This window comes from Stenotrophomonas maltophilia group sp. LNF247 (assembly GCF_054083135.1).
This window is the reverse complement of the sequence record NZ_JBSRQL010000007.1, coordinates 142,074-163,839: the sequence shown is the minus strand read 5'-3', so window position 1 is coordinate 163,839 and position 21,766 is coordinate 142,074. Positions and strand designations below refer to the sequence as shown.

18 protein-coding genes are annotated in these 21,766 nt (G+C 66.9%); 11 read left to right on the top strand and 7 right to left on the bottom strand.

The genetic code is table 11. From position 1 onward, the window contains the following. Positions 1–51: 51 nt before the first annotated feature. Positions 52–438, bottom strand: coding sequence for a DUF2628 domain-containing protein (locus ACTXG9_RS09590; RefSeq protein WP_019660750.1), 387 nt, complete (start codon positions 436–438; stop codon positions 52–54). A 214-nt stretch (positions 439–652) separates the two neighbouring features. On the opposite strand from ACTXG9_RS09590, the gene ACTXG9_RS09585 reads away from it, so the two are divergent. Then, entirely contained in the window at positions 653–823 is a 171-nt protein-coding gene (locus ACTXG9_RS09585; RefSeq protein WP_021204097.1) for a hypothetical protein, read from the top strand. Between the two features lie 57 nt (positions 824–880). On the opposite strand, the gene ACTXG9_RS09580 is transcribed toward ACTXG9_RS09585, so the two are convergent. Continuing rightward, positions 881–2,923 (bottom strand): TonB-dependent receptor domain-containing protein, encoded by a 2,043-nt coding sequence (locus tag ACTXG9_RS09580; RefSeq protein WP_197575114.1) that lies wholly within the window; start codon positions 2,921–2,923, stop codon positions 881–883. A gap of 494 nt (positions 2,924–3,417) precedes the next feature. Between ACTXG9_RS09580 and mdoH the strand changes: the two genes are divergently transcribed. From mdoH to hemC, 5 genes are all read left to right on the top strand, one after another. Beyond that, positions 3,418–5,343: a glucans biosynthesis glucosyltransferase MdoH gene (mdoH, locus tag ACTXG9_RS09575; protein WP_019660748.1), complete on the top strand. Its 1,926-nt coding sequence runs from the start codon at positions 3,418–3,420 to the stop codon at positions 5,341–5,343. A gap of 50 nt (positions 5,344–5,393) precedes the next feature. Next, entirely contained in the window at positions 5,394–6,053 is a 660-nt protein-coding gene (locus ACTXG9_RS09570) for an alpha/beta hydrolase (RefSeq protein ID WP_019660747.1), read from the top strand. A gap of 3 nt (positions 6,054–6,056) precedes the next feature. Further along, complete coding sequence (locus ACTXG9_RS09565) at positions 6,057–7,100, top strand: sensor histidine kinase (RefSeq protein WP_021204095.1); 1,044 nt, start codon at positions 6,057–6,059, stop codon at positions 7,098–7,100. Positions 7,101–7,110: 10 nt separating this feature from the next. Further along, complete coding sequence (locus tag ACTXG9_RS09560) at positions 7,111–7,842, top strand: LytR/AlgR family response regulator transcription factor (protein ID WP_019660745.1); 732 nt, start codon at positions 7,111–7,113, stop codon at positions 7,840–7,842. Between the two features lie 649 nt (positions 7,843–8,491). Continuing rightward, on the top strand, positions 8,492–9,403 hold the full coding sequence (gene hemC, locus ACTXG9_RS09555) for a hydroxymethylbilane synthase (RefSeq protein WP_111099183.1): 912 nt from the start codon (positions 8,492–8,494) through the stop codon (positions 9,401–9,403). A 127-nt stretch (positions 9,404–9,530) separates the two neighbouring features. Here the strand turns inward: hemC and ACTXG9_RS09550 are convergent, their stop codons facing one another. Both ACTXG9_RS09550 and ACTXG9_RS09545 read right to left on the bottom strand, forming a co-directional pair. Next, positions 9,531–10,307, bottom strand: coding sequence for a DUF481 domain-containing protein (locus tag ACTXG9_RS09550; RefSeq protein WP_019660743.1), 777 nt, complete (start codon positions 10,305–10,307; stop codon positions 9,531–9,533). 107 nt (positions 10,308–10,414) lie between these two features. Next, on the bottom strand, positions 10,415–11,017 hold the full coding sequence (locus ACTXG9_RS09545; protein WP_069139700.1) for a LolA-like protein: 603 nt from the start codon (positions 11,015–11,017) through the stop codon (positions 10,415–10,417). An 80-nt stretch (positions 11,018–11,097) separates the two neighbouring features. Between ACTXG9_RS09545 and ACTXG9_RS09540 the strand changes: the two genes are divergently transcribed. Both ACTXG9_RS09540 and ACTXG9_RS09535 read left to right on the top strand, forming a co-directional pair. Continuing rightward, the gene (locus ACTXG9_RS09540; RefSeq protein WP_019660741.1) at positions 11,098–12,069 is read left to right on the top strand and encodes a helix-turn-helix transcriptional regulator; all 972 of its coding nucleotides are present in this window, start codon (positions 11,098–11,100) and stop codon (positions 12,067–12,069) included. Between the two features lie 26 nt (positions 12,070–12,095). Continuing rightward, the gene (locus ACTXG9_RS09535) at positions 12,096–12,890 is read left to right on the top strand and encodes a MetQ/NlpA family ABC transporter substrate-binding protein (RefSeq protein WP_019660740.1); all 795 of its coding nucleotides are present in this window, start codon (positions 12,096–12,098) and stop codon (positions 12,888–12,890) included. 179 nt (positions 12,891–13,069) lie between these two features. Here ACTXG9_RS09535 and glpK read toward each other — a convergent pair whose 3' ends face one another. From glpK to ACTXG9_RS09520, 3 genes are all read right to left on the bottom strand, one after another. Beyond that, positions 13,070–14,569, bottom strand: a complete 1,500-nt coding sequence (gene glpK, locus ACTXG9_RS09530) for a glycerol kinase GlpK (protein ID WP_456115821.1) — start codon at positions 14,567–14,569, stop codon at positions 13,070–13,072. A gap of 103 nt (positions 14,570–14,672) precedes the next feature. Further along, on the bottom strand, positions 14,673–16,160 hold the full coding sequence (gene glpD, locus ACTXG9_RS09525) for a glycerol-3-phosphate dehydrogenase (protein WP_206621548.1): 1,488 nt from the start codon (positions 16,158–16,160) through the stop codon (positions 14,673–14,675). A 226-nt stretch (positions 16,161–16,386) separates the two neighbouring features. Next, a complete protein-coding gene (locus ACTXG9_RS09520) occupies positions 16,387–17,022 on the bottom strand; it encodes an OmpW/AlkL family protein (RefSeq protein ID WP_019660737.1) in 636 nt (211 codons plus the stop codon). Positions 17,023–17,208: 186 nt separating this feature from the next. Here ACTXG9_RS09520 and ACTXG9_RS09515 point away from each other — a divergent pair, with 186 nt between their 5' ends. The 3 genes from ACTXG9_RS09515 to lpdA all read left to right on the top strand — a co-directional run bounded on the left by ACTXG9_RS09515 (position 17,209) and on the right by lpdA (position 21,517). After that, positions 17,209–17,724, top strand: coding sequence for a DNA-deoxyinosine glycosylase (locus ACTXG9_RS09515; protein ID WP_207049357.1), 516 nt, complete (start codon positions 17,209–17,211; stop codon positions 17,722–17,724). A 167-nt stretch (positions 17,725–17,891) separates the two neighbouring features. After that, the gene (gene aceF / locus ACTXG9_RS09510; RefSeq protein ID WP_456115820.1) at positions 17,892–19,601 is read left to right on the top strand and encodes a dihydrolipoyllysine-residue acetyltransferase; all 1,710 of its coding nucleotides are present in this window, start codon (positions 17,892–17,894) and stop codon (positions 19,599–19,601) included. Between the two features lie 107 nt (positions 19,602–19,708). After that, entirely contained in the window at positions 19,709–21,517 is a 1,809-nt protein-coding gene (gene lpdA / locus ACTXG9_RS09505) for a dihydrolipoyl dehydrogenase (RefSeq protein WP_456115819.1), read from the top strand. Positions 21,518–21,766: the final 249 nt, after the last annotated feature.

The window sequence follows — 21,766 nt, the reverse complement described above, 5'->3', positions numbered from 1 at the left end:
GCCGGGCGTCGCTTGCATCCTTGCCGCGCATCCCTGCGCAGGTCTGATGGCTCAGAACATGCCTTCAAACGGGTTCCAGCTGGTGCGCCCTTCCACCTTCTCCAGGTAGTAGCTGTAGTTGGTGCTGGAGGCGACCAGCAGGTTCATGGCGATGAACAGCATGCGCCCGACAACGTCGGGAAGGAACATGGTGATGATGGCCAGTACGATGTTGATGCCGATCACCACCAGTGCCTTGCGCCACATGCCAAGGATCAGCAGGTAGATGGCGCCGAAGAACAGCGCGAAGAAGTTCAGGTTGATCTTCAGGCGGTCACCAAAGGACAGCGCCTTCCAGGCCTGCTTGAAGCCGGGGTTCTTGGGGGCGCCGTGCTGGCGGAAGAAGTTGAAGCGGAACTGCCACTTCGGGCTGAACTGGGACAGGTCAGTGGTATTCATTGGGGAAACATCCCTGTGAGAAAACGTTTTCATGATAGGACAAGTCCTATTCAGGATCCAAGCGCTGCCGTCAAAAATGTGACGCCTGCCTTGTTCCGACGGCTGCGGCCCGGCGCCGCACCGTCACCCGCCCGCCTTGTTTTTAGGTTAGGGTGCGCAGTTCCGCTGCCGCCGCGGTTGACCCCGGCGGCGGCGGGATGTCCATGGAGGTTGCATGACCACAGCTGCTACACCGGAAAACGCACCGGGGCCGGTGCTCCTGCCGACACCTGAAGTGGTGCAGGCACAACAACTGCTCGCGCGCCAGCAACTGGCGGTGGCGATGGACCGTGCGCGCACGGCCGCCACGCGGGACGCGGCGCCGGCCGCGCTGGAAAGCGAGTAATCCGCCACCGTTGATCGCGCTGGCATCACGCCAGCGCGATCACGGCGCGCGCGCGGCTCAGAACCGTGCGGTCATGCTGAGGAAGTAGCTGCGCCCAGCGACGAAGTAGTCGGTGGAGCCTTCGGCATACAGCGTCTTGTCGGCCAGGTTGCTGATGCCACCGCGCAGGGCCAGCACCTCGTTGACGTTAAGCGCTGCGGTCAGGTCATACAGCGCGTAGGCCTTGAGGAAGGTCGTCGCCGTGCCGGTCTGCCTGCCGGTGTACTGCGCCGACAGGCTGCTGGAAAACACCGTGTTGGGCGTCCAGTCCAGCGACGAATAGCCGGAGAATTCCGGCGTATCGATCAGGTTGCGGCCGGTAGTCAGGTTCTTGGCTTCCTTCATCCAGGTTGCCGAGGTGCGCCAGCGCCAGTGCTCGCCGAAGCGGAAATTGAGGTTGCCTTCCATGCCGCTGGTGCGTGCGCGCTGCACGTTGCTCATCCGTGTCCACCAGATGCCGTTGAACCTGCCCAGCGGTGCGTACTCGATCTTGTTCCTGAAGTCGGTGTGGAAGTAGGTCAGGCCGGCATCGACCAGGTCGTTGCCAAAGCTGATGCCGATCTCGCGGTTGGTGCTGGTTTCCGGGTCCAGGTCCGGGTTTCCGGCCATGTAGCAGCCGCCACGGGTATAGCCCAGCGGGATCAGCGAGGTGCAGCCACGGCCCCCGGACTGGGTGGCGGCGCTGGGCGAGTTCTCGGTCAGGCTGGGCGCGCGGAAGCCCTTGGAAACGCCACCGCGGATGGTCCATTGCTCGGCCGGATGCCAGACCAGGTAGGCGCGCGGGCTGACGTGGCCACCGAACTTCTCATGGTGGTCCAGGCGCGCGCCCAGGGTCAGTGCCAGGGTGCGGTGCAGCTTCAGTCCGTCTTCTACGAACAGGGCCCAGGTATCCACTTCCAGATCGGAACCGCTGACGGCATTGCCGGCATAGTCGATCGGCGCGCGGCCGATGGTATCGGTGTTGGTCAGTTCCTGGCGCTTCCACTGGCCGCCCACGGCAAACTGGTGTTCAACGCCGAGGGTGAACGGCGTGGTCAGGTTGCCCTCGATGATCGTATCTGTTGCTTCGGAACGGCCGGTAGCACCGATGTTGTTCCTGTACTCGGTCCAGTACGCACTGATCTTCGAATTGCCGAAGCTCCACTTGCCATCGTGGTTGAGCGCCAGCGAGCTGCGTTTGAGCTCACTGGCACCCCACGCGCTTTCATCCTGCTTTTCCAGCGACGCATCGATGAAGGTCTGCTGCACGCCATGGCCGGCTTCCAGCGACAGCGCCTGTGCGTCGCTCAGGTTCCACTGCAGCAGCGCGTCGACATTGCGGTCCTTCTCGCCCGCATAGGCATTGCCGTAGACACCGCCGTTGGAGCGGTCCGAATCGCGGCGCATGCTGTTGGCGCCGATGCGCAGGCCAAAGCGCTCGCCGAGCGGGCCGGAGAACGTTGCGCCGATCTGCTGGGTATCGCCGCGCTTGCCGTCAGCGGGGCGGGTGTAGCTGTGGGTGGCGCTGCCGCTCCAGTCATCACCGATGCGCTTGGTGATGATGTTGATCACCCCGCCCATGGCATCGGAGCCATACAGCGACGACATCGGCCCGCGCACCACTTCGATGCGTTCGATCTGCTCCGGCGAGATCCAGTTCAGATCCTGACGGCCGAGGTCGGGGCGGTAGTTGGTCGACGCCGAGCTGCCCATGCGCTTGCCGTCCACCAGCACCAGCGTGTAGTTCGACGGCATGCCGCGCAGCTTGATCTTGGACTGCTCGCCGACCGCGCTGAGGCCACCGGTCACGCCCGGCACACGGCTGAGCAGGGTGGCCAGGTCGTGCACCGGCTGACGTTCGATGTCCTCGCGGCTGATTACGCTGATGCTGGCCGGGGCATCCTTGATCCATTGCTGGTTGCCCGAGGCGGTAACCACCACGGTATCCAGATTCGTGGTGGAGGCATCGGCGCTGGCCTCTGCGGCAGCCATGCCGGGCAGGCCAAGCAGGCAGGCGGCGGCCAGGGCGCTGGCCAAGCGGGTGCGCGGCGGGCGCGCGGGACGGGAACGGGACAGGGGCATGATGGCTTCCATCGGAGGAGGGAGACCCGATGGAGGCAGCAGGCGCACGCAGACAGCGGGCAGCTCCCTTCCATGGGTCGTACGGCGCCGGAGCTGGAACCGGCGCAGCTGGGTGGGTTTTGACCGTGCGGACGACGGCAACCTGCCTGGTTCATGAAATGATAACCGTTCGCATTTGTTACGATCCAGCACAGGAGGCGACGAGGTGACATCCGATACCTGGCTGCCAGACTCGCCTGCTGTTTGCTGAATGGGGATAAATCCCGGCGTAGGCCTTCGCACCCGGCTTACATCCGGCGCCCTAGACTGGGCCGCATTTTCGATTCCGCCCTGTTGGAGATCGTGTGGGTTCCGGTAGTGACAGACAGCGACTGCGCGGCGTGAGGCCGACGCAGCCAGGACAAGTGCGGGCGCCGGGAAAGCGCGCCGGGAACCTTGGTGCATGCAGCCCGGCCGGGATGGCCGGCCGTGCCGACCGCGCGGAGTAGGCGGCAATGGGGGTGCAGACCATCCATGCGGAAGCGGATACGCCCCGGCTTGATGCCGGCTGGGCGCTGCTGCCGGTGGAATCGCCGTTGCAGATGCCCGAGCAGACCCTGCGCGAGGGCCATCTGAAGGTTCGACGCCACCGCACCTCGCCGCGGCTGATCGGCCTGCGCCGGTTCTACATCTTCGGCGGCACGCTGGCGATGACCGCCATCGCTACCCGGATGATGTGGCGGGTGCTGTCGGCCAACGGCATCAGCGTGCTTGAAGCCTGCCTGCTGGTGCTGTTCGTCGGCCTGTTCGCCTGGATTGCGCTGTCGTTCGCCAGTGCCGTGGCCGGCTTCCTGACGGCGGTGTTCGACCGGGGTTACCGGCTGGGCATCGATCCGGACAAGCCGCTGCCTACGGTACACAGCCGCACCGCGCTGCTGATGCCAACCTACAACGAAGACCCGCGCCGCCTGCTGGCGGGCCTGCAGGCGATCTACGAGTCGGTGGCGGCCACCGGCCAGCTCGACCGCTTCGACTTCTTCGTGCTCAGCGACACCCGCCGCGAGGACATCGCCGGTGCCGAGGAACAGGTGTTTGCCGAACTGCGCGAGCGTGTACCTGATGGCCGGGTGCGGCTGTTCTACCGCCGCCGTGGCGACAACAGCGGGCGCAAGGCCGGCAACATCGCCGACTGGGTGCGCCGCTTCGGCGGCGCCTACCCGCAGATGCTGATCCTGGACGCCGACAGCCTGATGACCGGCGACAGCATCGTGCGCCTGGTGGCCGGCATGGAACACAACGCCGACGTCGGCCTGATCCAGACCCTGCCGTCGGTGATCGGTGGCCGTACCCTGTTCGCGCGCATGCAGCAGTTCGGTGGCCGCGTGTACGGGCCGGTGATTGCGCGTGGCGTGGCCTGGTGGCATGGCGCCGAGAGCAACTATTGGGGCCACAATGCCATCATCCGCACCCGCGCCTTCGCAGACCACGCCGGCCTGCCAGCGCTACCAGGACGCAAGCCGTTCGGCGGCCATGTGCTCAGCCATGACTTCGTCGAAGCGGCGCTGATGCGGCGTGGTGGCTGGGCCGCGCACATGGTGCCCTACCTGGGTGGCAGCTACGAGGAAGGCCCTCCGACACTGACTGACCTGCTGGTGCGCGACCGCCGCTGGTGCCAGGGCAACCTGCAACACGGCAAGGTGGTCGGCAGCCGTGGCCTGCACTGGATCAGCCGCACGCACATGCTGATCGGCATCGGCCATTACTTCACCGCGCCGATGTGGGCGATGCTGATGCTGATCGGCATCGCCATTCCATTGTTCCAGGAAGGCATTGATTTCAACGCCCTGCTGCACCTGTCGCCCAGCGTTTACTGGCGCGCACAGGACGAAGAACAGGTGGTTCGCCTGTTCGCTGCCACCATGGCCGTGCTGCTGCTGCCCAAGGTGCTGGGGTACCTGGCAATGCTTCTGGAGCCGGTCGACCGTCGTGGCTGTGGTGGCGCGATCCGCGCGTTCGTTTCGATGCTGGTGGAAACCGTACTGGCCGCGCTGATGGCGCCGGTGGTGATGTACGTGCAGTCGCGCGGCGTCGCCGAAGTGCTGTCCGGGCGCGATTCCGGCTGGGACGCGCAGCAGCGTGACGACGGTGGTATCTCGTGGCTGGCGCTGATCCGCGGCTATGGCGGCCTCGGCGTATTCGGTGCCTTCATGGGCGTGCTGGCCTGGGCCGTATCGCCGTCGCTGGCCGCGTGGATGGCGCCGGTGGTGATCGGCATGGTGCTGGCGGTCCCGGTGGTGGCGCTGACGTCATCGCGCGGGCCGGGTACCTTCCTGCATCGGCTTGGCCTGCTCGATATCCCCGAAGAGAACATCCCGCCGCCGGTGCTGGTACGCGCTGCACAGCTGCGCCGGGAAGCGGCCGAACAACCGCCGCTGTACTGATCGCCCTGCGGCAGCGGCATAATGCGGCTCGAACTTGAAGGAGCCACATCATGCTGCAAACGGTGGAACAGGAAACCGGCGCCTCGCCGCAGTGGTCGGTGATCTGGCTGCACGGCCTTGGCGCCGACGGTCACGACTTCGCGCCGATCGTGCCGGAGCTGGTGCGTCCGCACTGGCCAGCGCTGCGCTTCGTGTTCCCGCATGCGCCGGTGCGGCCGATCACGATCAACAACGGCGTGCCGATGCGCGGCTGGTACGACATCGTCGGCATGGATTTCCGCTCGCGCGCCGACATGGCCGGCGTGCAGGACTCGGTACTGCAGCTGGATGCGCTGATCGCGCGTGAGATCGAGCGCGGCATCGCTCCGGAGAAGATCTTCCTGGCCGGTTTCTCGCAGGGTGGCGCGATCATCCTGACCGCCGCACTGTCACGCACGGCGCCACTGGCCGGCCTGATTGCACTGTCCACCTACCTGCCCGAGGCCGAGAGCGCCAAGCGCGCTGACGGTGCGGTGCAGGTGCCGGTGTTCATGGCCCATGGCAGCAGCGACCCGGTGATTCCGCAGGCGGTGGCCGTACACAGCGCGCAGGCCCTGCAGGCGATGGGCCTGGAGGTGGAGTGGCACAGCTATCCGATGGCCCACCAGGTCTGCGCCGAAGAAATCCAGGCGCTGGGTGACTGGTTGCAGGAACGCCTGGGCGCTGCCTGAGCCATGTCACCGGCCAGCGCCCCGCCGTGGATGCCGGAACTGTGCCGCCTGCCGCGGCTGGCGGCGATGCTCGGCCTGGCCGAGCTGGTGGTGGTGGTACTGGCGCTGGCGCCCGACGGTAGCCGTCACTGGACCTTCGGCGAACTGCTGTCGGCCAGCGGCTTCGCGTTGTGGCTTGCGCTGGCGGTGACCGCCAGCCTGTGCCTGCTGCGGCAGGCGCTGTCGAGGCTGCCGCAGGTGCTGGGGGCTGTGGCGGCCATCGCACTGGCGACACTGATCGCGGTGATCTGCGCCGGCATCGTGCATGCGCTGTACGCGGTGCTGGGCGACAACTTCGCCCGCGGCATCAGCTTCTGGCGCTTCACGCTGGGCAGCGCGGCCACCACCGCGCTGATCACCGCGCTGGCCCTGCGCTATTTCTACGTGAGTGACCGCTGGGCCGCGCAGGTGCAGGCCAACGCACGCGCACAGGCCGATGCGCTGCAGGCGCGGATCCGCCCCCATTTCCTGTTCAACAGCATGAACCTGATCGCCAGCCTGCTGCATCGCGATCCGGCGGTGGCCGAGCGTGCGGTGCTGGACCTGTCCGATCTGTTCCGTGCTGCCCTAGGCGCGGGCGAGGGCGATTCCACCCTGCGTGACGAATGCGAGCTGGCCGAGCGCTACCTGTCGATTGAATCACTGCGCCTGGGCGAGCGTCTGCAGGTGCGCTGGCTGCGCGATGAGCCGCTGCCTTGGAATCTTCCCCTGCCTCGCCTGGTACTGCAGCCGCTGGTGGAGAACGCCGTGCTGCATGGCATCTCGCGGCTGCCCGAGGGCGGCACCATCGAGCTGCAGCTGGTGCGCGAGGGCAACGAGCTGCAGATCCGCGTGCGCAACCCGGCGCCCGACCCGCAGGCGCCCGGACTGGCCCTGGCGCGCGGTGCCGGCCATGCCCAGCACAGCATCGGCCATCGGCTGGCCTGGCGTTTCGGCAGCGCCGCGCGGATGACGGCTGGCTGGAGCGAGGGCTACTATGCCTGCCAGGTGACAGTGCCGATCCAGTGAGGGAGCGATCGTGAGGGTAGTCATCGCCGATGACGAACCGCTGGCGCGCGAGCGCCTGCGCAGCCTGTTGTCCGCGCAGGACGGCGTGGTCGTGGTGGCCGAGGCCGGTAACGGCGAGCAGGCCCTGCACGCGTGCGCGGAGCTGCAGCCGGACCTGGTCCTTCTGGATATCGCCATGCCCGGGCTGGATGGCCTGGAAGCGGCCCGTCATCTGGCCAGCTTCGAACCCCGGCCGGCGGTGGTGTTCTGCACCGCCTACGATGCGCATGCGCTGTCGGCGTTCGAGGCTGCGGCGATCGACTATCTGATGAAACCAGTGCGCGCCGAACGCCTGGCGGCGGCGATTGCACGCGCACGCACGTTCCTGGCCGGCCGTGATGGCCAGCCGCAGGACCATCGTGGGCAACAGGCACGGAGCATGCTGTGCGCACGCCTGCGTGGCAGCCTTCGGCTGATCCCGCTGGACGACATCCACTACCTGCAGGCCGAAGAGAAGTACGTGGTGGTGCACCACGCGCGTGGAGAAGACTTGATCGAAGAGTCACTGAAGTCGCTGGAAGAGGAGTTCGCCAGCCGCTTCATCCGCATCCATCGCAACTGCCTGGTGGCGCGCCATGAGCTGGTGGAGCTGCGTCGTGGCACGGGCGGCCAGGTGCAGGCGATGCTGCGCCATGGCAAGCAACCGCTGGAAGTCAGCCGCCGCTGCGTGGCGACGCTGAAGCAGGAACTGCGGCATCTGTGAGGTTTCCGCGCGGCCTGCGGCCGCGACTGCTTTCAGATCAACATCAACAGCAACAGCAACGGCGGGTTGGTCGGCTCGTTGGTGCTACGTACTGGGTCGGGCCGAGGTGGGGTGGCGGGACACGCTGCAAGTACATCCCTGTAAGCTCGATGGCGCCTTGCTCGTGTGCGCTGTCCTGCGCACACGGCAAGACCGGGGTTGGGCGTCCTGCCCAACCCGCCCGAGGCATGCCTCGGGCCCATGGCGCCAACGGTCCCGCCACCCCACCCCGGCCCAACCCTCTCGTTTTTCCCGCGTCGGACGGCAAAGGCATTGTTGTTATCGGGTGGGGAAAGAGGGGTCAGATCCCTTTTCCTGCGGAAAAGGGATCTGACCCCGGAAGCCGTCGGCTGTTGCTTTTGCTTCTGCTTTTTTCTTTTGATCTTCCGTGGCTGACGCGCACGGAAGCTGTCAGAGGCCGGGCGGGGTGGGGTCGCGGGGGTGTCCGCGGCATGGATGCCGCGGCCAAGCCTCCACGGACGGATTCACGGCGTCCCCCGCGACCCCACCCCGCCCGGCCAAGCGCGGCTGTTGCTTTCACGACCCCTCCGCCAGCCACGAGGGGCTCCGCCGTTGGCCGTATCCGCGCCGGAGGCGCGATAATGACCGGATGGAAACCGTTCGCATCGCCACCCGCAAGAGCCCGCTCGCCCTCTGGCAGAGCGAACACGTCGCTGACCGCCTGCGCCAGGCCCATCCCGGCCTGCATGTGGAACTGGTGCCGATGAGCACCCGCGGTGACGAGGTGCTCGACCGCTCGCTGGCCGCGATCGGTGGCAAGGGCCTGTTCCTGAAGGAACTGGAGCTGGCCATGCTGCGCGGTGAGGCCGACTGCGCCGTGCATTCTTTGAAGGACGTGCCGATGGAACTGGACGAGCCGTTCGCGCTGCCGGCAATCCTGCCCCGACACGATCCGGCCGATGGCTTCGTCTCCAACCTGTACGCCTCGCTGGACGCGCTGCCGATCGGCGCGCGGGTCGGTACCTCGTCGCTGCGCCGCCAGGCCCAGCTGCGCGCGCTGCGCCCGGACCTGGAGCTGCTCGACCTGCGCGGCAACGTCAACACCCGCCTGGCCAAGCTCGACAACGGCGGCTACGACGCCATCGTGCTGGCCGTGGCCGGCCTGGAGCGCCTGGGCCTGGGTGAGCGCATCGTCGCGCGCCTGCAACCGCCGCAGTGGTTGCCGGCCCCGGCGCAGGGCGCGGTGGCGGTGGAGTGCGATGGCGGCAATGCGCACCTGAGGGCGCTGTTCGGCCAGCTTGATGACGCGGCTACCCGTGCCTGCGTGGAAGCCGAGCGGGCAATGAACCGTGCGCTGCATGGCAGCTGCCATGTGCCGGTGGCGGCCATCGCGCAGTGGCAGGGCGACGACCTGCACCTGCAGGGGCTGGTTGGCAGCGCCAGCGATGGCCGTGCGGTGCGTGCCGAGGCGGTGGGCCCGGCCAATGCCCCGGAAGCGCTGGGCCAGCGCGTGGCGAACATGCTGCTGGACGATGGCGCCGGCGAACTGCTGAACGCCTGAGCCCCGATGTCTGTAGAGCCGAGCCATGCTCGGCTGCTCTTCGCCGGGAAAATCCCGGGCTTCGCGCTCAAGTCGAGCATGGCTCGACTCTACAAAAACGAAACGGGCGCCCCGGCGCCCGTTCTGCTTATTTGAACTTGTAGACCACGTTCATCGTGGTCAGCGTATCGGTCTTGCGCTTGTCGACAGCGACGTCGCTGTTGTAACGCGCCTGCCAGCCGGCCTTCAGCGCCAAGTGCTCGTTCATGCTCACCGACACGCCGAAGTCGTTCTGGCCGAAGGTGTTGTACGAACCGGATTCGACCAGCAGCGTGTTGACCAGGTCGGTGTTGTCGGTCAGCGAGTACTTCATGTCGAACAGGCCGCGGCCGATCATGCCGGTGCGGGTGCGGTCGTCCTCGGTGCTGTGGGTGCGGCGCACACCGGGACCGATCTGCGCGTCGAACGAGAAGCGCTCGGTGTTCCACAGGCGGGTGCCGTAACCCAGGCCGAACGAGCTCTGGCGGTCGTAGGTGGCGAAGTCGTCGCGCTCGGTACGCACCGTGGCCGTCAGCTGGCGGTGCTCGCCCAGCTGCAGCGCGCTGCCGGCACTGCCGGTGTAGCGATTGGCCGTGGTGTTGTTGCGGCGGGTGGTGGTGCCGTCATCGCGGGTCTCGGTCACCTTGGAGCTGGAGCGCAGGCCGGCCAGGTCCATGCTGTGAACCCAGTCGCCGTCGGTGTAGCGAAGGCGCAGGCGGCCGTTGAAGCTCTCGGTGCTGCTGTTGCCGCGTGCCGAAGCGAAGCCGAGCTCGCCGCCACTGCCGCTCCACGGCGAGGACATCGCCGCCAGTTCGGAGGCATCCTGTGCGTACGCGAGCGGCGCGCACAGCAGCAGGGGGATCAGCAGGGACACGCGCAGGAACATCGGGACTACTCCGAAGCGGTTGACAGCCGGTGATGATACTGGAAGCGTGATGGCGGTCCGAATCGATCCAAACGCCCGCTTCAGCAGACGTTGCCGCGACCGCCCATTCAGGGCAGATCGACGCGCAACGCCGGGTCGTTGAAGCGCGAATAGCGCAGCCGCAGCTGGAAACTGCGGCCATTGCTGCTGCCGCTGCGCACGATCTGGCGTGGCAGGCCCTGGGCATCCACCCAGTACTCCAGGCGTTCGCCGGGCTGGTTGCCGCGCAGCCGGTAGTGACGGGTCTCGACCCCGTCCAGCGCCTGGCTGCCGAGATCTTCGGCCTTCAGGTCGGCGGGCAGGGCGTCGGCCGGCAGCGGGTTGCGCCACTGCTCGAGCAGGCCGGGCGGGGCCGGCACCTGGCGGATCGCACCGTCGGCCTGCAGGAACAGGGTGTCGCCGATGATGGTCTGCGGCCCGGCCGGGGTCTCCACCCGGAAACGGTCGGGTGCAACGAAGTCCATGGCGCTGCGTACCCGCTGCGGCGCGCCCAGCACTTCCAGTTCGGCGTGGAAGCTGCGCAGGGCGGCGAAACGCTGGCTGGCGCCCAGCACCGCCTGTGCCGGATCGGCGGCGGGTACCGGGGCCTCGGTGCCCGCCGGCGCCGGCGCGCGATCGCAGGCGGCCAGCAGCAGGCAGGCCAGCAGGGACAGGGCAGGCAACCGGCGCATCGGGCATTCCATGGGGTGGGGGCGACCACGATAGCCCAAACGTCCCACACAAGACCCGCGACTCGGACATAATCGGGGGCATGGACCGATACGAACGCATCACCGCCCTGCATCGTCTGCTCAAGTCCGCGCGCTATCCGGTGACGGTGGCGACCCTGCAGGACAAGCTCGGTTGTTCCCGTGCCACCGTCTACCGCGACCTGGCCTTCCTGCGCGATGCGCTGATGGCACCGATCGAGGGCGACGGCGAGGCAGGCTTCCGTTACCAGGCCGACGAGAGCGACCGCTTCGAACTGCCTGGCCTATGGCTCAGCTCGGAGGAGCTGCATGCCCTGCTGGCTTCGCAACACCTGCTGGCGCGCACCGGCGGTGGCGTGCTGTCGTCGGTGCTGGCGCCGCTGCAGCAGCGCATCGAGAGCCTGCTGGCGGCCCAGGCGGGCGTGTCCAGCTGGCCGGTGGACCGCGTGCGGGTGATTCCGCACCGTGGCCGCAAGTTTGACGAAGGCAGCTTCCGCAGCGTCGCATCGGCCGTGCTGGAGCGCCGCCAGCTGGCGTTCGAGTACCGTGCCCGTTCCACCGACGAGCCGACCAAGCGTACCGTCTCGCCGCAGCGCCTGACCCATTATCGCGACAACTGGTACCTGGATGCCTGGGACCATGACCGCGAGGCGCTGCGCAGTTTCGCCGTGGACCGCATCCACAAGGCACGGGTGATCGACAGCACCGCCCGCGATGTCGCCGACAGCGAGCTGGACGAGCAGCTCGGCGCCAGCTATGGCATTTTTTCTGGTGCGCCGAAGGGCTGGGCGACCATCCTGTTCAGCGCCAAGGCCGCGCGCTGGGTGGCCGACGAGCACTGGCATTCCAAGCAGCAGGGCCGCTTCCTGGCCGATGGCCGCTACGAACTGAAGGTGCCGTACAGCGTCTCGCGCGAGCTGCTGATGGACGTGCTGCACTATGGTTCGGATGCCGAGATCATCGAGCCGGTGATGCTGCGCGAGCAGGCCAAGGCGCTGCTCGAGCTGGCCCTGAGCAACTACGAAAAATCCTGACACTCCCCCCGAGAACCCTTCCGCCCATGAAGAAGACCCTGTTGCTGCCCCTGCTCGCCGCTGCGCTGGCCCTGACCGCCTGCGGCACGTCCGGCGAGCCCTCGCAGAAGCTGGTGGTGGCCGCCACGGCCGTGCCGCATGCCGAGATCCTTGAAGTGGTCAAGCCGATCCTCAAGCAGGAAGGCGTGGACCTGGACGTGCGCGTGTTCAACGACTACGTGCAGCCCAACGACCAGCTGGTGCAGAAGCAGGTGGACGCCAACTACTTCCAGACCGAGCCGTACCTGGATGCCTACAACCGCGATCGCAAGACCGATCTGGTGAAGGTGATCGGCGTGCACATCGAGCCGTTCGGTGCCTATTCGCGCAAGGTCAAGTCGCTGGCCGAGCTGCGCGACGGTGCCGACGTGGTGATCCCGAACGACCCGAGCAACAACAGCCGCGCGCTGATCCTGCTGCACAAGGCCGGCGTGATCGAGCTGAAGGATCCGGCCAACGCGCTGTCGACCCTGCGTGACATCACCGCCAACCCGAAGAACCTGAAGTTCCGCGAACTCGACTCGGCGATGCTGCCGCGCGTGCTGGACCAGGTGGACCTGGCACTGATCAACACCAACTACGCGCTGGATGCCGGCCTCAACCCGACCAAGGACGCTCTGGCGATCGAGAGCAAGGATTCGCCCTACGTGAACTTCCTGGTCGCGCGCCCGGACAACAAGGACGACGCCCGTGTGCAGAAACTGGCCAAGGCCCTGACCAGTCCGCAGGTGAAGGCCTTCATCGAGACCAAGTACAAGGGCGCGGTGCTGCCGGCGTTCTGATTGCGGCTGATCTGTTGATTTGAACGGTGGGTGTCGACCTTCGTCGACACTGCCTTCCCTGTAGAGCCGAGCCCACGCTCGGCTCTGCTGTTTCCGGCATTTCACCGGCGGCGGCCGAGCATGGCTCGGCTCTACCGTGTCACTCCACGTGTGCCGCAGCAGGGCAGGGCATTGCAGTTTCAATCGACGTGGAAGGCGAGGGTGGCGGCCACCGCCTGCTGCCATCCGGCATACAGTTTCTCGCGCTGGGCCACGTCCATCTGTGGCTCGAAGCGCCGGTCCAGGCCCCATTGCGCGGTGATCTGTTCGCGGCTGGACCAGAACCCGACGGCCAGGCCGGCCAGATAGGCCGCACCGAGCGCGGTGGTTTCGGTCAACCGCGGCCGCAGCAGCGGCACACCGAGGATGTCTGCCTGGAAGCTGGCCAGGAAGTCGTTGCCGATCGCACCGCCATCGGCGCGCAGTTCGGTCAGCGCGATACCGGCATCGGACTGCATTGCATCGAGCACGTCGCGGGTCTGGTAGGCCATCGCTTCCAGCGCGGCGCGCACGAAATGCGCCTTGCGGGTACCGCGGGTCAGGCCGAACATCGCGCCGCGCACATCGCTGCGCCAATAGGGCGCGCCCAGGCCGACAAACGCCGGCACCAGGTAGGCGCCGCCACTGTCGGGTACCTGTGCGGCCAGCGCCTGGCTGTCGCTGGCGCTTTCGATCATGCGCAGTCCGTCGCGCAGCCACTGCACCACCGAGCCGGCGATGAAGATCGACCCCTCCAGCGCATACTCCACGCGCCCGTCCAGGCCCCAGGCGATGGTGGTCAGCAGGCCGTTGCGCGAGCGTACCGCCTGCGTGCCGGTGTGCATCAGCATGAAGCAGCCGGTGCCGTAGGTGTTCTTGACCATGCCCGGCTGGAAGCAGGCCTGGCCGAACAGCGCCGCCTGCTGGTCACCGGCGATGCCGGCGATCGGGATCGGGTGGTCGAAGAAGAACTGCGGCCGGGTGTGTGCGTACACCGCACTGGAGTCGCGCACCTGCGGCAGCATCGCGCGCGGGATGTCCAGCAGCGCCAGCAGGTCTTCATCCCAGTCCAGCGTGTGGATGTTGAACAGCAGGGTGCGCGCGGCATTGCTGTAATCGGTCACGTGCGCCTGGCCACCGCTGAGGTTCCACACCAGCCAGCTGTCGATGGTGCCGAACAGGAGCTCGCCACGCTCGGCGCGCTGCTGCGCACCTTCCACGTGGTCGAGGATCCAGCGCACCTTGGTCGCGGAGAAATAGGCGTCGATCAGCAGGCCGGTCCGCTCGCGGACCAGCGCTTCATGCCCGTCGGACTTCAGCCGCTCGCAGATGGCGTGGCTCTGCCGCGATTGCCAGACGATCGCGTTATGGATGGGCTGGCCGCTGGCGCGGTCCCAGACCACGGTGGTTTCGCGCTGGTTGGTGATGCCCAGCGCAGCGATATGGCGCGGATCGATCTGTTCGCGGCTGAGCAGTTCGGTCAGCGTGGCATAGACGCTGGTAAGGATCTCGCGCGGGTCATGCTCGACCCAGCCGGGCTGGGGGAAGATCTGTGCGAATTCGCGCTGTGCACTGCCGACGATGTCGCCGGCACGGTCGAACAGGATCGCGCGCGAACTGGTGGTGCCCTGGTCGATGGCCAGCACGTAGCGGGGCGTCATGCAGCGTCTCCGGTAGAGCGGTCGGGGTAAGGTACCTCAGCTTCCTGCAGAGCCGGGCCATGCTCGGCTGCGTTGTGCGGATGCAACCGAGCATGGCCCGGCTCTACACGCTGGCTTGCTCCATCCACGCCTGCAGCCGTGCCACCTGCGCCGCGTCCAGCCGCAACCCCAGCTTGCTCCGCCGCCACAGCACGTCCTCGGCATTCGAGGCCCATTCGTGCTCACGCAGGAAAGCGACTTCCCGCGCGTGCAGGCCGCCGCCAAAGTCCTCGCCAAGATCGTTCACACCCTGCAGGCCATGCAGCAGCTCCGCGCTGCGGCTGCCGTAGGCGTCGGCCCAGCGGCGTGCGATTTCCTCGGGCAACCACGGTGCCAGCAACTGCAGGCGCGAGCACGCCTGCGTGGCGTCGCCCCAGTCGCTGCCAGGCAGCGGGTCTCCGCCTGCCGTCCACGCCGGGCCCATCTGCGGCAGCGCCGGCCGCAGCAGCTCCAGCGCTTCCTCGGCCAGCACCCTGTAGGTGGTGAGCTTGCCTCCCAGCACGTGCAGCGCCGGTGCCGGGTGGGACTGCAACTGCAGGCGGTAATCACGGCTGAGTCGTGCCGCACGCGGATCGGGATCGGCCAGCAACGGGCGTACGCCAGCGAACCGCCAGACCACATCCTCCGCTGCGATGGGATCACGCAGGTAGCGATTGGCCGCATCACACAGGTACGTCACCTCCGCAGGGAGCACGCTGCAGCGCGCCGGGTCACCGCGATAGTCGGTGTCGGTGGTGCCGACCAGCAGGTGGTCGTGGGCGAAGGGCAGAAGGAACACCACGCGCCCATCGGGCTGCTGCAGCAGGCAGGCGCTGTCGCTGGGCCAGGGGCGGCGCAGCACGATGTGGCTGCCCTGCACCAGGCGCAGCGCGGGGCCATCGCCGCGCCCCTGCATCTGTTCCAGCAGGCCGCCGGCCCACGGACCAGCCGCATTGGCAACGGCGCGCGCAGTCACCGGGTGCGGCTGGCCATGGGCGGATTCCAGAACGGCCTGCCATCGGCCGTGAACGGGGCGCAGGTCGATGCAGCGGCTGCGGACCCGCACCTGTGCGCCGCGCTGCGCGGCATCCAGGGCGTTGAGCAGCACCAGCCGCGCGTCATCGACCTGCGCATCGGCGTAGCTGAAGCCGATGCGCAGCGAGGGGGAGAGCCAGCGACCCAGCGGATCGCGTTGCAGGTCCAGTGCGTGCGATGCGGGAAACGCAGGGCTGCGCCGGCCCAGATGGTCGTACAGCCACAGTCCCGCGCGCAGCATCCAGCGCGGGCGCAGGTGCGGTTCCCAGGGCAGGACGAAACGCAGAGGATGGACCAGGTGAGGGGCTTGCCGGCGTACCGTCTCACGCTCACCCAGCGCTTTGCGCACCAGGCCGAATTCGCCCTGTTCGAGGTAGCGAAGGCCGCCGTGGACCAGTTTGCTGCTGGCACTGGAGGTATGCGCGGCCAGGTCATGCTGTTCGCACAGCAGGACGCGCAGTCCGCGTCCGCTGGCATCACGGGCGATGCCGGCGCCGTTGATGCCGCCACCGATCACCAGCAGGTCGACTTCCTCCATCGCGCCTTCGCACCCCGTTTGTCTAGAGCCGAGCCCATGCTCGGCTGCTTTCCCGATAGTCGAGCATGGGCTCGACTCTACAAAAAGGCAGTCGAGCATGGGCTCGACTCTACATAAAAGCAGCCGAGCATGGGCTCGGCTCTACAGGTGGAACGCGGGTGACGGAAACGACGACGGGCCCCGAAGGGCCCGTCGCGTTACATCAGTGAAGCAGGTGCAGCCTGGATCAGAAGCGGGCGCCGATGCCGAAGCCGACGGTCCACGGATCCATCTTGGCTTCGCCGATCTTTTCGCCGCCAACCTTCACGTCCGGGCGGGCGCGCATGTAGCGGGCGTCGGCACGGGCGAACCAGGTGGAGTTGATGTTCATGTCCACGCCGACGGTACCGATCACGCCCTTGGCATCCTTGAAGCGGATGTCGGTGTCAGCGCCGTTGCCCAGCTTCTCGTTGCTGAAGCTCGACTGGTAGTAGCCCACGCCCACGAACGGGCGGAACACGTTGTCAGCCTGGCCGAAGTGGTACTGGCCGCTCAGCGCGACCGGCTGCTGCTCGACCGAGCCCAGGCGGGCGTTGTTCGGGCCCTTGAACTTGTTTTCGAACTTGTCGGCAGCGCCCCACAGTTCAACGGCCCAGTTATCGTTGATGTAGTAGCTGAAGCTGACGGTCGGCGCCGGGCCGCCATCGGTCTTCTTCACGCCGGTGATCGGGTCGTTCTTCGGTTCCAGCAGCGAGATGCCGCCAACCACGGCAAAATGCTTGCCCGAGGCAGTGTCGGTGCTGCTGCTGTCCTGGGCGAAAGCGGCCGGTGCAAAGGCGGCGGAGGTCAGCAGGGCGAGACTCAGGATACGGATGGAGCGCATGGGGGTATCTCCTAATGTTTCTTGTTTTGGGCCCCCGGTTGCGGGGCGAGCACACCGTAGTCGCCCCAACATGAATCGAATCCGACGCACGTTAAAAAATAGTTTTCCTTGTTCAGCGACGGGTGCGGAATGCCTGTATTCATGGGGTTTTCGGCCCTCGCTGACATTCATGCAGTTGGAGAAGATGTGAGCGAAGCAACGTTGTGCATTGGCCTGCAAGCGCAGGTGAACGTGCAGTGCCGCGTGCTGCTGCTGGGCTCGATGCCAGGCGTGGCGTCGCTGCAGGAGCAGCGCTACTACGCGCATCCGCGCAACCGTTTCTGGCCGTTGATGGCCGATATCTGTGGCTTCAGTGCGGATCTGCCCTATGCAGCGCGGCTGCAGGCGTTGAACGCCGCAGGCATCGGCCTGTGGGATGTGATCGGCCGCTGTGAGCGCCGGGGCAGTCTGGATGCGGAGATCGTGCGTGGCACGGAAGTGCCCAATGCACTGCCGGAACTGATCGCCGCGTTGCCCGAGCTGAAGCTGGTTGGCTGCAATGGCGCCGCGTCAGCGCAGGCATTCCAGCGTTGGGTGCTGCCACGGTTGGAGGCCCCGCCGAAACGGGTGGTACTGCCGTCGACCAGCCCGGCCAATGCGGCCTGGTCGCTGCCGCGCCTGCGCCAGGCCTGGCAGCCGGTGGCAGACGCACTGGCGACATGAAGCGGACATCGTAGGGACAATACGCTACCGACTGGTGGCAGGCGCAACCCATGGGCAACAGCGTGTCCCGGCTGCGTGCGTACTGAAAACACCTGTAACGGTTGGCGCTGGACCCCGCTGGCCGCACAATAGACGTTTCCCTACACCAGATTGCCGGAGTTATCCCCATGGCCGAAATCAAGGAAGCACTTGTCCCCGATATCGGTGACTACAGCGATATCCCGGTAATCGAGGTGCTTGTCGCCGTCGGCGACACGGTCAAGAAGGACCAGGGGCTGGTGACGCTGGAAAGCGACAAGGCGACCATGGAAGTGCCGTCCTCGGTGGCTGGCGTGGTCAAGGAGCTGAAGGTCAAGGTGGGCGACAGCCTGTCCGAAGGCAAGGTCGTGGCCCTGATCGAAGTGGCTGAAGGCGAAGCGGACGCCGCCAAGCCGGCGGCTGCCGCGCCGGCGCCGGCCAAGGCCGCTGCCCCGGCTGCCGCTACCCAGAGCGCGCCGGCCCCGGCCGCAGCTGCTCCGGCTGCCAGCGGTGGTGCCGTTGAAGCGCTGGTGCCGGACATCGGCGACTACGCCGGCATTCCGGTCATCGAAGTCCTGGTCGCCGTTGGCGACACGGTCAAGAAGGACCAGGGCCTGGTCACGCTGGAAAGCGACAAGGCCACCATGGAAGTGCCGTCCTCGGTGGCCGGTGTGGTCAAGGAGATCAAGGTCAAGGTCGGCGACAACCTGTCGCAGGGCGATGTGGTTGCGATCATCGAGGCCGAGGGCGCTGCCGCGCCGGCACCGACCAAGGCCGCCGCTGCCGCCGCGCCTGCAGCCGCTGAGACAGCCACCAAGGTCGAGCCGGTCGCCGTGCCGGCGCAGCCGGACAAGCTGGCGGCCCGCGAGATCGCCTCGGCCGGTACCCCGTCCAGCCCGCCGGTGCAGTTCAACGCTGATGGCGTGCTGCCGGCCAAGGTGCCGTATGCCACCCCGGCGGTGCGTGTGTTCGCCCGCGAACTGGGCGTGGACCTGCTGCAGATCAACGGCACCGAGAAGGGCGGCCGCATCACCAAGGCTGACGTGCAGAAGTTCGTCAAGGCCGCGCTCAGCGGTGGCGTGCCGGCTGCCGGCGGTGCTGCCGTCGCTGCCGGTGGTGGCCTGAACCTGCTGCCCTGGCCGAAGGTCGACTTCAGCAAGTTCGGCGAGACCGAAGTCCAGCCGCTGTCGCGCATCAAGAAGATCTCCGGCGCGAACCTGGCCCGCAACTGGGCGATGATCCCGCACGTCACCCAGTTCGACCAGGCCGACATCACCGACCTGGAAGCGCTGCGCGTGGCGCTGAACAAGGAGAACGAGAAGGCCGGCATCAAGCTGACCATGCTTGCTTTCCTGATCAAGGCCAGCGCCGCGGCGCTGAAGAAGTTCCCGGAATTCAACGCCTCGCTCGATGCCAGCGGCGAAAACCTGACCCTGAAGAAGTACTTCCACATCGGCTTCGCCGCCGACACGCCGAACGGCCTGGTCGTGCCGGTGATCCGCGACGTGGACAAGAAGGGCGTGGTGCAGATCGCGCAGGAAACCGGCGAACTGGCCAAGAAGGCGCGCGACGGCAAGCTCGGCCCGGCCGACATGAGCGGCGGCTGCTTCTCGATCAGCTCGCTGGGCGGCATCGGTGGCACCGCGTTCACCCCGATCGTCAATGCACCGGAAGTGGCCATCCTCGGTGTCTCCAAGTCGTCCATCCAGCCGGTCTGGAACGGCAAGGAATTCGCACCGAAGCTGATGCTGCCGCTGTCGCTGAGCTACGACCACCGCGTCATCGACGGCGCCCTGGCCGCACGCTTCACCACGTACCTGTCCCAGGTACTGGCCGACATGCGCCGCGTGCTGCTGTAAAGCACCGCTTCGCCCCCACCGTGCGGCCGCAGCCCCTGGCGCGGCCGCGTGAACAGATGCAGTGACAGCCCACCGGCCATGCCGGTCGGGCACGAGGAAAACCCACCATGGCCACGATTGAAGTCAAGGTTCCCGACATCGGCGATTACAGCGATGTGCCGGTGATCGAAGTGTTGGTCGCCGTCGGCGACACGGTGAAGAAGGATCAGGGTCTGGTGACCCTGGAATCGGACAAGGCCACCCTGGAAGTGCCGTCCTCGGCTGCCGGCGTGGTCAAGGAAATCAAGGTCAAGCTGGGCGACACCCTGTCCGAAGGCGCCGTGGTCGTGGTGCTGGACGCTGAAGGCGCCGCCGAAGCCCCGGCCAAGGCCGCTGCGCCGACTCCGGCTGCGGCCGCTCCGGCCAGCAAGCCGCCGGTGACCCCATCGCACCGCGCCCCGGCTGAACCGGCTGCGCCGAAGCCGGCGCTGTCCAGCGGCAAGCCGGCCGACATCGAATGCGAAATGGTCGTGCTGGGTTCCGGCCCGGGCGGCTACACCGCCGCCTTCCGCGCCGCCGACGTCGGCCTGGATACGGTACTGGTCGAGCGCTACGCCAGCCTCGGCGGCGTCTGCCTCAACGTCGGTTGCATTCCGTCCAAGGCGCTGCTGCACGCCGCCGCGGTAATCGACGAAGTGGCCCATGCCGGTGATTTCGGCGTCGAGTTCGGCAAGCCGACCATCACCCTGGACAAGCTGCGCCAGTACAAGGAAAAGGTCGTCAACCAGCTGACCAAGGGCCTGGCCGGCATGGCCAAGCAGCGCAAGGTCCGCAACGTGCAGGGCGTCGGCAGGTTCATCTCGGCCAACGAGATGGAAATCACCGCCGCTGACGGCGGCACCCAGCTGCTGCGCTTCCAGAAGTGCATCATCGCTGCCGGTTCGCAGGCGGTGAAGCTGCCGAACTTCCCGTGGGACGACGCGCGCGTGATGGACTCCACCGATGCGCTGGAGCTGGCCGAAGTGCCGGGCTCGCTGCTGGTCGTCGGCGGCGGCATCATCGGCCTGGAAATGGCCACCGTGTACAGCGCGCTGGGCAGCAAGGTCACTGTGGTCGAGTTCATGGACCAGCTGATGCCGGGCGCCGACAAGGACCTGGTCAAGCCGCTGGCCGACCGCCTGAAGAAGCAGGGCATCGAAGTGCACCTGAAGACCAAGGCCTCGGGCGTCACCGCCGATGCCAAGGGCATCACCGTGACCTTTGAAGCTGCCGAGGAAGGCCAGGCGCCTGCGCTGGCGCAGGGCACCTTCGACCGCGTGCTGGTGGCCGTCGGGCGTTCGCCGAACGGCAGGAAGATCGATGCCGAGAAGGCCGGCGTGCAGGTCACCGAGCGTGGCTTCATCCCGGTGGATCGCCAGATGCGCACCAACGTGCCGCACATCTTTGCCATCGGCGACATCGTCGGCAACCCGATGCTGGCCCACAAGGCCACGCACGAAGGCAAGCTGGCCGCCGAAGTGGCTGCCGGCCACAAGAAGGAGTGGGTGGCCCGTGTGATTCCGTCGGTGGCCTACACCAACCCGGAAATCGCCTGGGTTGGCGTGACCGAGACCGAAGCCAAGGCCAAGGGCCTGAAGGTCGGCGTGGCCAAGTTCCCGTGGGCTGCCAGTGGCCGCGCGATCGGCATCGGCCGTACCGAGGGCTTCACCAAGCTGATCTTCGACGAAGAGACCCACCGCATCATCGGTGGTGCGATCGTTGGCGTGCATGCCGGTGACCTGCTGGCCGAGATCGGCCTGGCCATCGAGATGGGTGCGGAAGCCGAAGACATCGGCCACACCATCCACGCCCACCCGACGCTGAGCGAGTCGGTGGCGATGGCCTCGGAAATCTACGACGGCACGATCACCGATCTGTACATGCCGAAGAAGAAGTAAGGCGCCCGCGCCGTTCCAAATGAAAAGCCCCGGCGTTTGCCGGGGTTTTTTTGTTGAGCCTCGATCACTCTCATTGCGAGCGTTCGGGCCGCCGCGCGGGTGGCAGGCATTTGGGCAAATGTCCCCGTCACTCGCCTGCGGCGGTCGCCTCCTCCTTTACTTTGTCCAAACGCCTGCCACCCGCACAGCGGCTCGGCTTGCGGATAGTCGAGAGCCGGTGCTCAGGCCGCCGGGATGCCTGACCCGCTC

What these genes read in the sequence shown, in the direction of transcription:
- ACTXG9_RS09590 (WP_019660750.1), bottom strand. Translation starts at nt 438, where the DNA reads ATGAATACCACTGACCTGTCCCAGTTCAGCCCGAAGTGGCAGTTCCGC.
- ACTXG9_RS09585 (WP_021204097.1), top strand. Translation starts at nt 653, where the DNA reads ATGACCACAGCTGCTACACCGGAAAACGCACCGGGGCCGGTGCTCCTG.
- ACTXG9_RS09580 (WP_197575114.1), bottom strand. Translation starts at nt 2,923, where the DNA reads ATGCCCCTGTCCCGTTCCCGTCCCGCGCGCCCGCCGCGCACCCGCTTG.
- mdoH (WP_019660748.1), top strand. Translation starts at nt 3,418, where the DNA reads ATGGGGGTGCAGACCATCCATGCGGAAGCGGATACGCCCCGGCTTGAT.
- ACTXG9_RS09570 (WP_019660747.1), top strand. Translation starts at nt 5,394, where the DNA reads ATGCTGCAAACGGTGGAACAGGAAACCGGCGCCTCGCCGCAGTGGTCG.
- ACTXG9_RS09565 (WP_021204095.1), top strand. Translation starts at nt 6,057, where the DNA reads ATGTCACCGGCCAGCGCCCCGCCGTGGATGCCGGAACTGTGCCGCCTG.
- hemC (WP_111099183.1), top strand. Translation starts at nt 8,492, where the DNA reads ATGGAAACCGTTCGCATCGCCACCCGCAAGAGCCCGCTCGCCCTCTGG.
- ACTXG9_RS09550 (WP_019660743.1), bottom strand. Translation starts at nt 10,307, where the DNA reads ATGTTCCTGCGCGTGTCCCTGCTGATCCCCCTGCTGCTGTGCGCGCCG.
- ACTXG9_RS09545 (WP_069139700.1), bottom strand. Translation starts at nt 11,017, where the DNA reads ATGCGCCGGTTGCCTGCCCTGTCCCTGCTGGCCTGCCTGCTGCTGGCC.
- ACTXG9_RS09540 (WP_019660741.1), top strand. Translation starts at nt 11,098, where the DNA reads ATGGACCGATACGAACGCATCACCGCCCTGCATCGTCTGCTCAAGTCC.
- ACTXG9_RS09535 (WP_019660740.1), top strand. Translation starts at nt 12,096, where the DNA reads ATGAAGAAGACCCTGTTGCTGCCCCTGCTCGCCGCTGCGCTGGCCCTG.
- glpK (WP_456115821.1), bottom strand. Translation starts at nt 14,569, where the DNA reads ATGACGCCCCGCTACGTGCTGGCCATCGACCAGGGCACCACCAGTTCG.
- glpD (WP_206621548.1), bottom strand. Translation starts at nt 16,160, where the DNA reads ATGGAGGAAGTCGACCTGCTGGTGATCGGTGGCGGCATCAACGGCGCC.
- ACTXG9_RS09520 (WP_019660737.1), bottom strand. Translation starts at nt 17,022, where the DNA reads ATGCGCTCCATCCGTATCCTGAGTCTCGCCCTGCTGACCTCCGCCGCC.
- aceF (WP_456115820.1), top strand. Translation starts at nt 17,892, where the DNA reads ATGGCCGAAATCAAGGAAGCACTTGTCCCCGATATCGGTGACTACAGC.
- lpdA (WP_456115819.1), top strand. Translation starts at nt 19,709, where the DNA reads ATGGCCACGATTGAAGTCAAGGTTCCCGACATCGGCGATTACAGCGAT.